This is a genomic window from Embleya sp. AB8 (genome assembly GCF_049739465.1).
Taxonomy (GTDB): domain Bacteria; phylum Actinomycetota; class Actinomycetes; order Streptomycetales; family Streptomycetaceae; genus Embleya.
On sequence record NZ_JBMHHY010000003.1, the window covers coordinates 161,035 to 174,234 of the forward strand.

Below are 13,200 nucleotides of genomic sequence, written 5' to 3' on the forward strand. Positions count from 1 at the left end.
AGACCCTCGAACGGAAGGCTCCGGTTGAATCGGGCACGCCCGGTGGTGTATTGGCCCGGCGGCCTTTCCCGCAGCCGACCCGGACCTGCCTGTTCACCGACCCGAAAGGGTTAATCACACCGTCCACACACCGAGCGCGCACGCCTTGTCACGCCGGCGCGTGGGCCGTGCCGTGAACCCGCTCGATGCTTCCGATACTTCGGCCCTACGCCGTCCTTCACCTGTGTCTTACCTGCCGGTTACACGCATCGCGGCACCCGAGCGCATCGTTTCGGCCGATTTTTGGTGTGCGATCCGATCATCGGAAATGCGACCGGGCGGCGTCGCTGCCTGCTCGACGCCGCCCGGTCGTTGTGGTGTTCGATTCCGTTGGTCCGCGCGACTGTTCCGGGCCGATCCGCACCCGGTGTCGCCGCCCGCTCGGCCGCGCCTCAGCAGCAGCGGGTCTGCGGGTTCGCCTCCCGGCGGCCGGCCCGCCATCGTTCGTAGGCCCGCCGGGACGGGACCGGTTCGTCCGGGTGTTCGGCCAGGTGCCGCAGGCAGTGCCGGTCGTAGTCCGCGTCGCCGGACACCTCGCGCAGGTACCACCGGATCCAGCGGAACACGCGGGTCACGACCGACCCGCCTCGTCCCCGGACCCGGCCCCGGCACCCGCGAGTTCGCGGGCCCGCGACACCTCGGCCGGCGATGCGATCTCCAGCGTCGATTCGACCCATGGCGTCTCCGTCGTCGGCAACGACCCACCGGCGCGGATCGCCCGTACGCACACCACCGCCGCGTTCGCCATCACCACCGCGATCAGCACCAGGAACACCGCGATCAGCACGCCGTCGACGGTGGAGTTCAGTACCACCGTGTGCATGTCGTCCATGTTCTTCGCCGGACCCAACACCTTGCCCGCGTCGATCGCGTCGGCGTAGCGGTCGCGTTGGGCGAAGAAGCCGATCCGGGGGTCGGCGGAGAAGATCTTCTGCAGCCCGGCCGTGTACGTCACCGCGACGTCCCAGGCCAGCGGGACGCCGGTGACCCAGGCCCAGCGCAGCTTGCCGGACTTGATCAGCACGGTGGTGGCCACGGTCAACGCGACTGCGGCGAGCAGCTGGTTGGCGATGCCGAACAGCGGGAAGAGCTGGTTGATCCCGCCGAGCGGATCGGTGGCCCCGGCATGCAGGAAGTAGCCCCACAGCCCGACCACGATCGCACTGGTGAACCAGATGCCGGGCTTCCAGTCGACTCGGCCGATCGGCTTCCAGACGTTGCCGAGCATGTCCTGGAGCATGAACCGGCCGACCCGGGTGCCGGCATCCACGGTGGTCAGGATGAACAGCGCCTCGAACATGATCGCGAAGTGGTACCAGAACGCCTTCATCCCGGAGCCGCCGAACACGTCGGCGAAGATCTCCGACATGCCCACCGCCAAGGTCGGCGCCCCGCCGGAGCGGGCGATCAGCGTCTTCTCCTCCACCGCCGAGGCCGCCGCGCGCAGATCCTCGGGACTGATCGTGAAGCCCAGACCCGCGACCGCGTGCGAAGCACTCTCGGCGGTCGCGCCGAGCACGCCGGCGGGCGCGTTCATCGCGTAGTACAGGCCGGGGTCGATCACGCAGGCCGCGATCAGCGCCATGATCGCCACGAACGACTCCATCAGCATGGCGCCGTAGCCGATCATCCGGACCTGGGATTCCTTCTGGATCAGCTTCGGCGTGGTACCGGAGGCGACCAGGGCATGGAACCCGGACAGTGCGCCGCACGCGATGGTGATGAACAGGAACGGGAACATCGATCCGGCGAACACCGGCCCCGAACCCGAACTCGCGAACGAACTGACCGCGTCCGTCTTCAGGTTCGGCGCAGCCGCCAACACACCGACGGCAAGCAGCACGATGGTGCCGACCTTCATGAAGGTGGACAGGTAGTCGCGCGGCGCGAGCAGCAACCAGACCGGCAACACCGAGGCGACGAAGCCGTAGCCGATCAGACACCACACCAGCGTGGTCGGACTCCAGGTGAACGCGTCGCCGAGCGCGGTGTGCTCGATCTGCCCGCCGCCGATGATCGCGGCCAGGAGCAACACCACGCCGATCACGCTGACCTCGAGCACCCGGCCGGGTCGCAGGAAGCGCAGATAGACGCCCATGAACACGGCGATCGGGACGGTCAGCACGATCGAGAAGGTCCCCCACGGCGAGTTCGCAAGCGCGTTGACCACGACCAGCGCGAGTACCGCGAGCAGGATGATCATGATCACGAACACCGCGATCAGCGCGGCGAATCCGCCGACCCGGCCGATCTCCTCCCGGGCCAGCTGGCCCAGGCTCTTGCCGTCGCGGCGCATGGAGAGGAAGAGCACCACCATGTCCTGCACGGCTCCGGCGAAGATCACCCCCACCACGATCCAGATGGTGCCGGGCAGGTAGCCCATCTGCGCGGCGAGCACGGGACCCACCAGGGGCCCGGCGCCGGCGATCGCGGCGAAGTGGTGCCCGAACAGCACCCGGCGGTCGGTGGGTTGGAAGTCCACGCCGTCCTCGAGCCGCTCGGCCGGCGTGGCGCGGGTGTCGTCGGGTTCCAGGACACGCCTGGCGATGAACCGCGAGTAGAAGCGATAGGCGATCGCATACGAGGCGACCGCGGCGAAGATCAGCCAGACGGCGGAGACCTCTTCGCCTCGGGCCAGGGCGACCACGCCCCAGCCGGCCGCCCCGATCAGGGCGACGACGGTCCAGATCAGGATCGACCTGGGCCGATACGAGCGGGGACGGCGGGTGCCGGTGGTGGTGGGCACGCGTACTCCTCATCGGGAGGGGACAAAAGCACAACGGATGACAAGGGCCCGGCCGGGCGAGCCGGTACCGGTAGCAGCACGGGACGCCGGCCAACTCCGGGTCCCGGCGGGCGTACCCGGGCACCCGTCGGAGCGCGACGATCCGGCGCGGCGCGCGCGGCCGGCGGCGGGCGGGGATCGATCTCCGGTCATGACGCCTCCTCCGGTCGGAATCCGGGACCGTCGGTCGGCGGCCCTGTGGAAGAGTTGCCCGTGCCGGCCCTTTGGTTGACACCCGATGTCCGGCGGATTTCCGTGCGGTTGCCGATCCGGGGTCGGGTACATGCGCGCAACCTGTGTACGGCCCGGCACACCCGTTCGACCCGCGAGGGCAGACGACCCGCCACTCGCTCGTGTCCACCTGAGGTCTTGTTAGTAAAGTTTCCTAACAAGTCTTGACGGCGGGTGCGCGGCCTTGGGATGGTCGGGCCGCACCATCCTGCCCGGCTCAGGCACGACGACGATCGGCTCCTCAACGCTGGAGGACGACGTGCACCTGCCCCTGCCCTCACCACGCCCGACCCGGCGAGGTTCGCCGGCCCGCGTCTTGCGAACCGCACTGCGCGGCCGGTCCCGAACCCGCGGCTGGCCCGCCGTGGTCGCGGTACTCGCCCTGCTCGCCACCGTGCTGACGTTCGGTCGCACCGCCTCCGCCGCCGAGGTGTTGCTCTCCCGGGGCAAGCCCGCCTCGGCCTCCTCCAGCGAGAGCTCGGCGCTGGGCCCGGCCAAGGCCGTGGACGGCAAGGCCGATACCCGCTGGGCCAGCAAGGAGGGCGCCGGCGCCCAGTGGTTGAGCGTCGACCTCGGCGCCGACGTGTCCATCTCCCGGGTGCGGCTGACCTGGGAGGCCGCCTACGCGAAGGCGTACCGGATCGAGGTCTCGCCGGACGGCGCGTCCTGGACGAAGGTCTACTCCACCTCGGCCGGGAACGGCGGCGTCGAGGACCTCGGCGGACTGGCCACGCACGGCCGCCACGTACGCGTATACGCGAGCACCCGGGCCACCGAATACGGCTACTCGCTCTGGGAGTTCGAGGTCTTCGGCGCGGGCGGCCCGGACACCACCCCGCCGAGTGCGCCGACCGCTCTGCGGGTGACCGGCACCACCCCGACCGGGGTCTCGCTGAGCTGGACCGCGTCCACCGACAATGTCGGCGTCACCGGATACGACGTGCTGCGCGACGGCGTCCGGGTCGGCACCAGCACCGGCACCACCTATACCGACACCGGCCTGACCACCGGCGTCGCCTACTCGTACACGGTCCGCGCCCGGGACGCGGCGGGCAACGTCTCGGCGCCCAGCGCGGCGGTCATCGGCAGGCCGCAGGCCGGGAGTTCGTCCTTCACGGTGGTCGCCGCCGGGGACATCTCCGACCCGGGCTGCACGTCGGCGCAGCAGTGCGGGGCCGAACAGACCGCGCGCCGGATCGAGGCGATCGACCCGGACGAGGTGCTCACCCTCGGGGACAACCAATACGACACCGGCAGTCTGGCCGACTACCGCAACTACTACGACACCACGTGGGGCCGGTTCAAGGCCAAGACCCGTCCCTCGCCCGGGAATCACGAGTTCGACGACAGCACGCCGGAGGCCGGCTACAAGGCCTACTTCGGCGACCGGGCCACCCCCGCCGGGACCACCTGGTACAGCTGGGATCGTGGCGGCTGGCACTTCATCGCGCTCGACTCGGAACAGCCGATGACCGACGACTCGGACCAACTCCAGTGGTTGCGCAGCGACTTGGCGAACAACGCGCAAGGTTGTGTGGCCGCCTACTGGCATCGTCCGCTGTACAGCTCGGGGCCGCAGGCGGACAAGGTCAGCCAGACCGCCTGGCAGGTGCTCTACGACGCGCACACCGATCTGGTCCTCAACGGGCACGACCACCTCTACGAGCGCTACGCGCCGCAAAACCCCAAGGCCAAGGCCGATCCGGCCGGGATCCGCGAGCTGATCGTGGGCACCGGCGGCGCGGATCCCTACGACTTCGAGAGTCCGCAGCCCAACAGCGAGAAGCGGGTGACCGGTTCGCCGGCCGTACTCAAGCTGACCCTCACCCCGGGCACCTACTCCGGCCAGTTGATCCGCTACGACGGCAGCCAGCTCGACTCCTTCGGGCCGGTCGCCTGTCACTGAGCGCGCACTCGGACCGGGCCGGTCGGCGAACCACCCGCCGACCGGCCCGGGTTCGACCCGGCGCACCCGACGGATCGAGGAGGGATCGCCCGTGTACATCGCCGCCACCCGGCAAGCGGATCGGGCCGGTGGGATCGCCGCCACCGGGGCCTCGCGCGGATTCGTCCGCAACGTCCCGGCCAATGTGCTCGCCCTGGGCGCGGTCAGCCTGGTCACCGACGTCTCCGCCGAGATGGTCACCGCCGTACTACCCACCTACTTCGTCCTCACCCTGGGCCTGAGCCCGCTGCAATACGGCCTCCTGGACGGCACCTACTTCGGCGTCACCGCGTTCGTCCGGCTGCTCGGCGGGCAGATCGCCGACCGCACCCGGCGCCGCAAGCTGGTCGCGGGCACCGGGTACGGGCTGTCCGCCGTGTGCAAACTCGCCCTGCCGCTGGCCGGTTCCTCGGTCACCGGCCTCGGTCTGGCCCTGGCGGCGGACCGGACCGGCAAGGGCCTGCGGACCGCGCCACGCGACGCGCTGATCTCGCTGAGCACGCCGACCGCCGACCTGGGCCGGGCGTTCGGCGTCCATCGCGCGATGGACACGGTCGGCGCCTTCCTCGGCCCGCTCGCCGCCTTCGCGGTGTTGTGGGCCACGCACGACGCGTACGACGCGGTGTTCGTGGTCAGCTTCTGCGTGGCCATGTTCGCCGTGTTGCTGATGGCGCTGTACGTGCGCGACCATCGCGAACCGGCGCCGAGGCGCGGCGCGGCCTCGTTGCGGGCCGCGTTCGGGCTGTTGCGGCTGCGGCAGTTCCGGCGCACCTGCGTGGCGGCGACGCTGCTCGGCCTGCTCACCGTCGGCGACACCTTCGTCTACCTGGTGCTCCAACACGGATTCGCCATCCCGCTGCGCTACTTCCCGCTGCTCCCGCTCGGTACGGCCGGGGCCTTCCTGCTGCTTGCGATGCCGCTCGGCCGGCTGGCCGATCGGGTCGGCCGCTTCCGGGTCTTCCTGGGCGGCCATCTCGCGCTGCTCGCCGCCTACGCGGTGGCCGCCGCGCCCACCGGCGGCCGGGCCCCGGGGACGGTGTCGACCTGGGCGGTGCTCGGGCTTGTGCTCGGCCTCCAGGGTCTGTTCTACGCGGCCACCGACGGCGTGTTGATGGCCGCCACCGGGCCGCTGCTCCCGGTGCATCTGCGCACCAGCGGCCTGGCCCTGCTGCAGACCGGACAGGCCGGCGCCCGGCTGGTGTCCTCGGTGCTCTTCGGCGCGGCCTGGACGCTGTACGGCCCGGGGCCCGCGCTGCTCGTGATGGGGGCCGGGCTGGCCGGCTGCCTGCTCTTGGCCCGGCGGCTGCTGCCGGGGCGGTCCCCGACGGATTCGGCATGTGCGGAGGTGACCGGATGAAGCGCGTACTCGCCTTGGCGCTCGGCCTGTTGGTGCTGGTGGGGGTGGGGGTCGGCTATTCGACCTTCGCGGCCGATCGCAACGACGACTCGGCGGTCGAGCGGCGTGCGCTGGACCTGACCGCGGGCGGACGCCTGGTGTTCGTGGACACCTCACGCGCGGGCGGGCACCGTACGGTGGCCGCGACCGGGCTCGGCGAGCCGCCCGGCTCGGCGCGCACCGACAGTGGGCTGCGCTGCGAGCGCTTCGCGGTCGGCGCGGGCACCGGGGTATGCCTGCAGACCCGCGGCGGCCCGCTCCCCGGCACCGACGCGCTGATCGTCGACCGAACGACCAACGTACGCCGCCGCGTCGAACTCGCCGGCACCCCGAGCCGGGCCCGGGTCTCGGCGAGCGGCCGGATGGTGTCCTGGACCGTGTTCGTCACCGGCGACTCGTACAACAAGACCGGCTTCTCCACCTGGACCGGCATCCTGGACACCCGCACCGACTACACGCTGCTCAACATCGAGGCCATCCCGCTGACCGTGGACGGCAAACGTTACCGCTCCCCCGACGTCAACTATTGGGGCGTCAGCTTCGCCGCCGACGACAACCGCTTCTACGCCACGGTCGGCACGAAGGGACACACCTACCTGGTCGAGGGCGACTACGCCAAGTGGGAGGCGCACACGATCCGAGACGGCGTGGAATGCCCGTCGTTGTCCCCCGACGGCACCCGGATCGCCTTCAAGAAACGCTCCGGGAACGGCACTTGGCGCCTGCATGTGCTCGACCTGGCCACCCTGCACGAGACCCCGCTGGCCGAACGGGCGAACGTGGACGACCAGGCGGCCTGGCTGGACGACGCCACGGTGATGTACGGCCGAGGCCACGACGTCTACGCCACCCCCGCCGACGGCGGCGGCACCCCGAGGCTGCTCGCCACGAAGGCGGCCTCCCCGACGGCACTGCGCTGACCTCACCCGACCGGCAACGCCCGCACCCACGTACGCGCGTCGTCCAGGTAGGCGTCCACCGCCAACCCAGACTCGGCCAGAATCGCCTCGAACCGCGCCTCGCTCAGCTGCCGGGACCGAAACTCGTGCACCCACCGCGCGTCCGGGAACTCGTACGCGATCCGCACCGCGTGCACATCCTCGGCCACCGATTCCGAACTCAGGAACCGCAACACCCCACCGGCATGCTCCCGTGCCGGCGGCAGCTCGTCATACCAACCGGCCCCCTCCCGCTGGATCAACACCACACCCCCGTCGGCCACATGCGCCCGACAGGTGTCCAACAACGCCCGGCACACCTCGGGGTCGGGCGCGTGCACGAGATACGACCCCAACACCACGACGTCGAACCGCTCGCCCAACCGCAGTTCCTCGATCGTCGACGCCACGGTGGTCGCCCCGCGCACCCGCGCGAGCATCTCCACCGACTCGTCCACCGCGGTCACGACCCACTCACGCTCGACCAACGCATGGGTGACCCGCCCGACCCCGCACCCGAGTTCGAGCAACGTCCGAGCCCCCTCCCGAGCGCCCGCCGCGATCACCTCGGGCTCGTCCCGCACCGGCAGCCGCGCATACAACTCCACGGCACACCCATCCGGCGTGAACGCCCCGGGCCCCGCCCCGCGATACCCCTCCCGTACCCGTCCCATCAACCGCTCCCGCCACGAAGATCACCACACATTCCCCCCACCCAAACCGCCAACTCCCGAGTCTGTCAAGGCCATCGCCGCGATCACCGCCATCCCGCGGGTGTACCCGGAGCCCTCGACACCGGACGTAGCCGAGGGCTCACCGAGAGGTCCGGTACCGCGTGGGACGGCGGCTGCGAACGCGCTTGCGGGCCGATGTACGGGGCCTGCGAAACGGCGAGCGTAGGGGCCATGCGACCAACGAGGAAGAACCGAACCGGGCGGCGTCCGGGCGCGCTGATCGCCGCCGCCGGCCTCACCGCCGTAGCCGTACTGGCCGTGCCGTCGACCGCGACGGCGACCCCCGTCGGCCCCCTGGGCGCCGACCTGACCGCCGTCGTCGACGCCGGGGCCACCGCCGCGCTGCTGCGCCTGGACGGGGACGACATCCATCGCGGACTCGCCGCGGGGCAGGCCGACGTGCCGCGCGGCGTCCCGATGCGTCCGGACGCGACGTTCCGGATCGGCAGCACCACCAAGACGTTCGTGGCGACGGTGGTGCTGCAACTGGTGGGTGAGGGCCGGATCGGCCTGGACGTACCGATCGAGCGCTACCTGCCGGGCCTCATCCCCGGCGGTGCGCAAACGACCGTCCGACAGATCCTGGATCACCGCTCCGGTCTGCACGACTACGTCTACGCCCTCGGCATCGGCAGCGAGGACTGGTTCCGGACCGGTCGGTGGCAGACCTGGACGGCGGACCGGATGGTCGCCGCCGGGGTCCGGCAGCCGCCCTACTTCACCCCGCCCGGCAGCGGCTTCCACTACTCCAACACGGATTACGTCGTCGCGGGCATGCTGATCGAGAAGGTCACCGGCCGCTCCTACGCCGACGAGGTCACCCGTCGCGTACTGCGCCCACTCGGCCTGACCGACACCCGCTTCCCGGGCAGCTCACCCGCGATCCCCGGACCACACGCGCACGCCTACGCGGAACTGACCCCGACGCCCATCGACGTGACCGAGTTCAACCCGTCCCAGGCCGGCGCCTCCGGCGAAATGCTCTCCACGGGCCGAGACCTGACCCGCTTCATCCGCGCCCTCCTGGCCGGCCGCCTACTCGCACCGACCCAGCTGCGCGAGATGACCACGACACTCGACACCGGCCTGCCCTACCGCTACGGCCTGGGCCTGGAATCCGAGGTCCTGCCCTGCGGCACAACCATCTGGGGCCACCCGGGCGGCAGCCCGGGCTTCATCACGGAACCATGGACCACCGACGACGGCCGACGCGCAGCGGTGGACAAGGTGTTGGCCCGCGCCTTGTGCCCGTGAAGGTGGAGTGCGGTCATGGCGGTCAGACGATCCACGAGCGAATGCGACCGGCCATCTCGAAGACGTCGGCAGCGCCGTTGTCCACATCGCGTACGAGTCCGTTGAGGTCGCCGTACTTGGGATCGATGGCCGACCCGGCGGCCGCCATGCAGGAGAAGACCGCGCACGCGGCGAAGAGGCCATTCCGGGACTCCATCGGCCGCAGCTTCACGATCGTATGGCCGACGGCCGCCGCTATCCATGCGGCGTCGATCGTGTACCCGACATGCGGACCATCGGCCAACTGGCGGGCGACGACGGCCTTGAGGGCGGTGAAGTCCCGGAGGCGGGACTCTTCCGGAACGTACCGCTCCTGGATTTCCAGGAGCCATCGCTCGTCGATGCGGACGATCACAAAGAACCCCCGCCGGTCGGCGGGAAATCGCGGTCGAAGTCGCGGCGGAAGCGGGTCATGAAGTCGTCCGCAGCCTCGAAGAACCGCGTACGGGGCCCGCCCAGGTCGCGTTCGATCGCCTCGGCGACGTATTCCTGTATCGACTGCCCCGACTCGGCGGCGCGGGCCTTCGCCTTCTCCGCGATCTCTTCGTCCACCCGGACATTCAGCTGCGTCTTGGCCATGCCGCAAAGCTAGCACCGTCGGCTAGCAAGGAGGGCGACGAGTCGGGAAGCCGGCCTTGGTTCCGAGGTTGGCCGGACCCCACCCGGCGCATCCGGTGTTCGTAAGTCGTTCTAGCGGCCGGGTTCCTCGTCCTTCAGCAACTTGCGCAGCTCCTCGCGCAACTCGGGCGAATCGGTGTGCCCGTGTACGGCCTGGGCATGCTGGGCGGCGGCGACGAGGACTTCCTCCTCGGAACCGGCGATGGTGAGTGTGCAGCCGGACTCGCTGGGGTATTCCCGGCAATCGGCGACCTTGCGCATGGTGTCCTCCCGGACTGGGTTCATCCCCGAGTCCCCGCCCCCTGCGGGGCACGGCCTCGGGCATGGCACTGCGCGAGGCCATATGTCCAGTTTAGAGCGGTTCGGGAGCGGTGCGGTGCGCGGATCGACGTGCTGTTGGTGAAGGGCGCCGAGCGGGGCTGGAGCGTCCCTGCTCGGCGCGCCGGGCGTCAGCCGTTGGAGAACTCGTGTACGCCCCACCAACCGCTGTCGTCGTGGTAGAGGCCGATGCCGACCTCGGTGTGCGTCGGGTCGGTCTGGTTGCGGTAGTGACCGGGGCTGTGCCGCCACATGTCCTGGAACTTCTCGGCGGCCTGACGGGCCGTCATGGCCGGATCGCCCCACCACACGATGTTCTCCGCCACGCCGGTGCGCCTCCCGGTGACCAGTGCGTCGGACTCGCGGCCGGAGTGGGCGAAGCCGGTGCGGCGCATGTGCTCGGCCCAGGTGCGGGCGAAGTCGCTCAGGTCGGTGCTTGCCCGCAGCGGGGCCAGGCCGACCTTCGCGCGTTCGGCGTTGAGGAGTTCGAGGGACATCGCCTCGGCGTCGGTGATCGACTGGGACGGCGGGCGGTTGCCGCGCACGGTGGGGTTGGCACCGGGCGGGCCGTCGGCCGCCGGCGGCGCGGTGGTGGTTCGGGTGCTCTTCGTCGCCGGGGACCGGCCGTCGCTCCCGGCGCGGCCGGTGGGGGCGGACGAGGTCGGCTTGGTCGTCGCGGCGGCAGAGCCCGTGCTCGGGGCGGTGCTCGGGCCTGCGGTGCCGCCGGACGGCGTCGGTGTGGCGGCGGTCGACGCCGCCGACGTGGACGCCGCCGATGCGGCGTCGGTCGAGGTGACCGATCGGGCCGCGCCGTCGTGCTGCTCGGCGGGTGAGCCGCAGCCGGCCACCACGAGCGCGGCCAGCGCGGCGGCCAGGGTGGTGGACACGGCCCGGTGGTGTCGGTACAGCCGGTGGTGTCGGTACTGCACGATGCGCAACTCCTCGAAAGATACGGCTGGTCGCCCGGCACGGTCGTCGGGGACACCTGGGAGAGCCGAGGGGCGCGCACGGATAACGAAAAGGGAGCGGGTGATGTCACGCCGGCGCGGCGAACACCTGGGTCCACCACGTCGTCCCGCCCGGGCCGATCGTGGCGCCGACGCCGATGTCGGTGAAGCCGCAATCCAGGATGTTGTCCCGGTGCACCGGGTCGGCCAGCCACTCCGCGACCACGTGCGCGGCGTCCGACCGGCCCCGATCGAGGTTCTCGCCCCACAGCCGCCAGTGGTAGCCGGCGGCGGTGATCCGGCCGTCGGCGCGTATCCCGTCCGGGTTGAGGTGGTCGTAGAACCGCCGGGCGAGCATGTCGTCGGAGTGCTTGCGCGCGGCGGCCCGCAGCCGATCGTCGACCCTGACCGAGGCGCAACCGTGCTCGACCCGGGCGGAGTTGACCAACTCGACGACGGCCCGTTCGAGCCGGGCCCGGGGGTCGGCGGGGGCGGTGGTACGGGTGGCCGGCGGCTCCGTCGACGGCGGTGACGTGGTGAGAGGTGACGTGGTGGGCGGCAACTCGCTCGGCGGCGCCGAGGTCGGGATCCGTACCGCGTCGACCGCCGGCGGGATCGGCGCGGGGACGGGCGCACTTCGCGGCGGCGGGTCGTGGTGGGGCCGGTCCACCAGGACGACCACGCCCAGTACGACGATCCCGACCGCGACGGCGGCCCCGGCCAAGAGCCGCCGAGACCGGCGGGCGGAACGCGGCGCGGCATGCGAGCCGCCACCGACAGGCACGACAGCCGAACCACCGACCCCACCCGAGTCCGGGACACCCATCGTGGCCGGGACGCCAGGGATGCCGGGATCGCCGACCGGTCCTGGGCCGCCGACCCCGCTCGGACTGCCCGCTGCGCCCGGCCCGCCCATCAGGCCCGGGTCGCCACCGACGCCCGGCCCGCCAACCGCACCCGACCCACCCATCGAGCCCGTCCATCCGACCGCACTCGCCCCACCACCCGAGCCTGCCCCGCCGACCGCTCCGGCCGCCCCCGCCGCCGACCAACCGCCCCGGGCGACCAGGTGCAGCAGGACCGCAGCCGGTGGCAGCAACGCCAACCCCGCCAGCAGCCCCTCGACCGGGGCCAAGTCGTGGCGGTGGGCGCCGCAGGTGCCGCACGCGCGGGTGTGTCGGGAGATACGTTTGCGCCACAGCGGTGTCGGCCGACCGTCCCAGGCCGCGATCAGCGCGGACAACTCCGCGCAGCGCGGACGCGATTCGGCAGCAAGCGCGCGGACCACCACCCGGGCCGCCGCCAACTGCTCCTTCATCCGCTGGACCCGGACCGCCGCGTGCGGCACGGACAGGTCCAGGGCCGCCGCGAGTTCGGCCCGGGTCAGGGTGCCGGCCGCCTCCAGCCACCACAGGGCGAGCAGTTCGCGGGTGTCCGCGTCCAGCCAGCGGGTCGCCTCGGCGACGTCCCGGCGTTGCCCGGACAGACCCAGGCGCAGGATGGTCAGGTCGGCGAAGTCCGGGCCCGGGTCCGGGTGTTCGGCGATCTCGTGGAGCGGGGTGGTGGCCGCGCGGCGGGTCTGCCGGCGGCGTACCTGGTTGATCGCGATGGCCACCAGCCAGGACCGGAAACGTTCGGGGTCACGCAGCCCGCCGAGCCCGGCCACCGCGGCGATCATGGTCTCCTGCACCACGTCGTCGACGTCCGCGTGCCCGTCGAGCGCGCGACCGACGATGTTGTACACCAACGGCAGCCAGTCGGCCACCAGTTCGTCCCGGGCCCGCAGATCACCGCCCTGGGCCGCGACGACCAGGGCGATGTTGTGCTCGTTGTCCACGTACGTCCACTTTCCTCGACCGGCGTGACGGATCCGCTCCGATACCTCCGCCACCCGGGAGAGCACCGGGATCGGCGCGGATAACGGAAATCGCCGAACGAGTTCCTCGAACCGACGCC

12 protein-coding genes are annotated in these 13,200 nt (G+C 71.3%); 4 read left to right on the forward strand and 8 right to left on the reverse strand.

The annotated features are described in order from the left end of the window. Positions 1-431 precede the first annotated feature (431 nt). Entirely contained in the window at positions 432-614 is a 183-nt protein-coding gene (locus ABIA38_RS05510) for a CstA-like transporter-associated (seleno)protein (RefSeq protein ID WP_424637268.1), read from the reverse strand. Continuing rightward, on the reverse strand, positions 611-2,785 hold the full coding sequence (locus ABIA38_RS05515; RefSeq protein ID WP_424637269.1) for a carbon starvation CstA family protein: 2,175 nt from the start codon (positions 2,783-2,785) through the stop codon (positions 611-613). The genes ABIA38_RS05510 and ABIA38_RS05515 overlap by 4 nt, the downstream gene beginning before the upstream one ends. Positions 2,786-3,371: 586 nt before the next feature. Here ABIA38_RS05515 and ABIA38_RS05520 point away from each other — a divergent pair. The 3 genes from ABIA38_RS05520 (at position 3,372) to ABIA38_RS05530 (ending at position 7,316) form a co-directional block, all read left to right on the forward strand. Continuing rightward, positions 3,372-4,961, forward strand: coding sequence for a discoidin domain-containing protein (locus ABIA38_RS05520; protein ID WP_424637270.1), 1,590 nt, complete (start codon positions 3,372-3,374; stop codon positions 4,959-4,961). Between the two features lie 91 nt (positions 4,962-5,052). Continuing rightward, on the forward strand, positions 5,053-6,357 hold the full coding sequence (locus ABIA38_RS05525) for an MFS transporter (protein WP_424637271.1): 1,305 nt from the start codon (positions 5,053-5,055) through the stop codon (positions 6,355-6,357). Continuing rightward, on the forward strand, positions 6,354-7,316 hold the full coding sequence (locus ABIA38_RS05530; protein ID WP_424637272.1) for a hypothetical protein: 963 nt from the start codon (positions 6,354-6,356) through the stop codon (positions 7,314-7,316). Before ABIA38_RS05525 ends, ABIA38_RS05530 begins: the two co-directional genes overlap by 4 nt. A 2-nt stretch (positions 7,317-7,318) precedes the next feature. Here the strand turns inward: ABIA38_RS05530 and ABIA38_RS05535 are convergent, their stop codons facing one another. Next, positions 7,319-8,008 carry a class I SAM-dependent methyltransferase gene (locus ABIA38_RS05535; RefSeq protein ID WP_424637274.1) on the reverse strand — a complete coding sequence of 230 codons (690 nt, stop codon included), beginning with the start codon at positions 8,006-8,008 and terminating at the stop codon, positions 7,319-7,321. Positions 8,009-8,239: 231 nt separating this feature from the next. Here ABIA38_RS05535 and ABIA38_RS05540 point away from each other — a divergent pair, with 231 nt between their 5' ends. Further along, the gene (locus tag ABIA38_RS05540; RefSeq protein WP_424637275.1) at positions 8,240-9,322 is read left to right on the forward strand and encodes a serine hydrolase domain-containing protein; all 1,083 of its coding nucleotides are present in this window, start codon (positions 8,240-8,242) and stop codon (positions 9,320-9,322) included. 22 nt (positions 9,323-9,344) lie between these two features. Here ABIA38_RS05540 and ABIA38_RS05545 read toward each other — a convergent pair whose 3' ends face one another. The 5 genes from ABIA38_RS05545 to ABIA38_RS05565 form a co-directional block, all read right to left on the reverse strand. Beyond that, positions 9,345-9,716 carry a toxin Doc gene (locus ABIA38_RS05545; protein ID WP_424637276.1) on the reverse strand — a complete coding sequence of 124 codons (372 nt, stop codon included), beginning with the start codon at positions 9,714-9,716 and terminating at the stop codon, positions 9,345-9,347. Continuing rightward, positions 9,713-9,940, reverse strand: coding sequence for a toxin-antitoxin system HicB family antitoxin (locus ABIA38_RS05550; protein ID WP_424637277.1), 228 nt, complete (start codon positions 9,938-9,940; stop codon positions 9,713-9,715). Before ABIA38_RS05550 ends, ABIA38_RS05545 begins: the two co-directional genes overlap by 4 nt. Positions 9,941-10,051: 111 nt before the next feature. Beyond that, positions 10,052-10,240, reverse strand: coding sequence for a DUF1059 domain-containing protein (locus ABIA38_RS05555; protein ID WP_424637495.1), 189 nt, complete (start codon positions 10,238-10,240; stop codon positions 10,052-10,054). 188 nt (positions 10,241-10,428) lie between these two features. Then, on the reverse strand, positions 10,429-11,226 hold the full coding sequence (locus ABIA38_RS05560) for a CAP domain-containing protein (RefSeq protein ID WP_424637278.1): 798 nt from the start codon (positions 11,224-11,226) through the stop codon (positions 10,429-10,431). Between the two features lie 106 nt (positions 11,227-11,332). After that, the gene (locus ABIA38_RS05565; protein WP_424637279.1) at positions 11,333-13,081 is read right to left on the reverse strand and encodes a sigma-70 family RNA polymerase sigma factor; all 1,749 of its coding nucleotides are present in this window, start codon (positions 13,079-13,081) and stop codon (positions 11,333-11,335) included. Positions 13,082-13,200: the final 119 nt, after the last annotated feature.

Excerpts from the sequence above, each read along its gene's own strand:
- ABIA38_RS05540 (WP_424637275.1), top strand. The coding sequence starts at position 8,240 with ATGCGACCAACGAGGAAGAACCGAACCGGGCGGCGTCCGGGCGCGCTG.
- ABIA38_RS05535 (WP_424637274.1), bottom strand. The coding sequence starts at position 8,008 with ATGGGACGGGTACGGGAGGGGTATCGCGGGGCGGGGCCCGGGGCGTTC.
- ABIA38_RS05550 (WP_424637277.1), bottom strand. The coding sequence starts at position 9,940 with ATGGCCAAGACGCAGCTGAATGTCCGGGTGGACGAAGAGATCGCGGAG.
- ABIA38_RS05530 (WP_424637272.1), top strand. The coding sequence starts at position 6,354 with ATGAAGCGCGTACTCGCCTTGGCGCTCGGCCTGTTGGTGCTGGTGGGG.
- ABIA38_RS05555 (WP_424637495.1), bottom strand. The coding sequence starts at position 10,240 with ATGCGCAAGGTCGCCGATTGCCGGGAATACCCCAGCGAGTCCGGCTGC.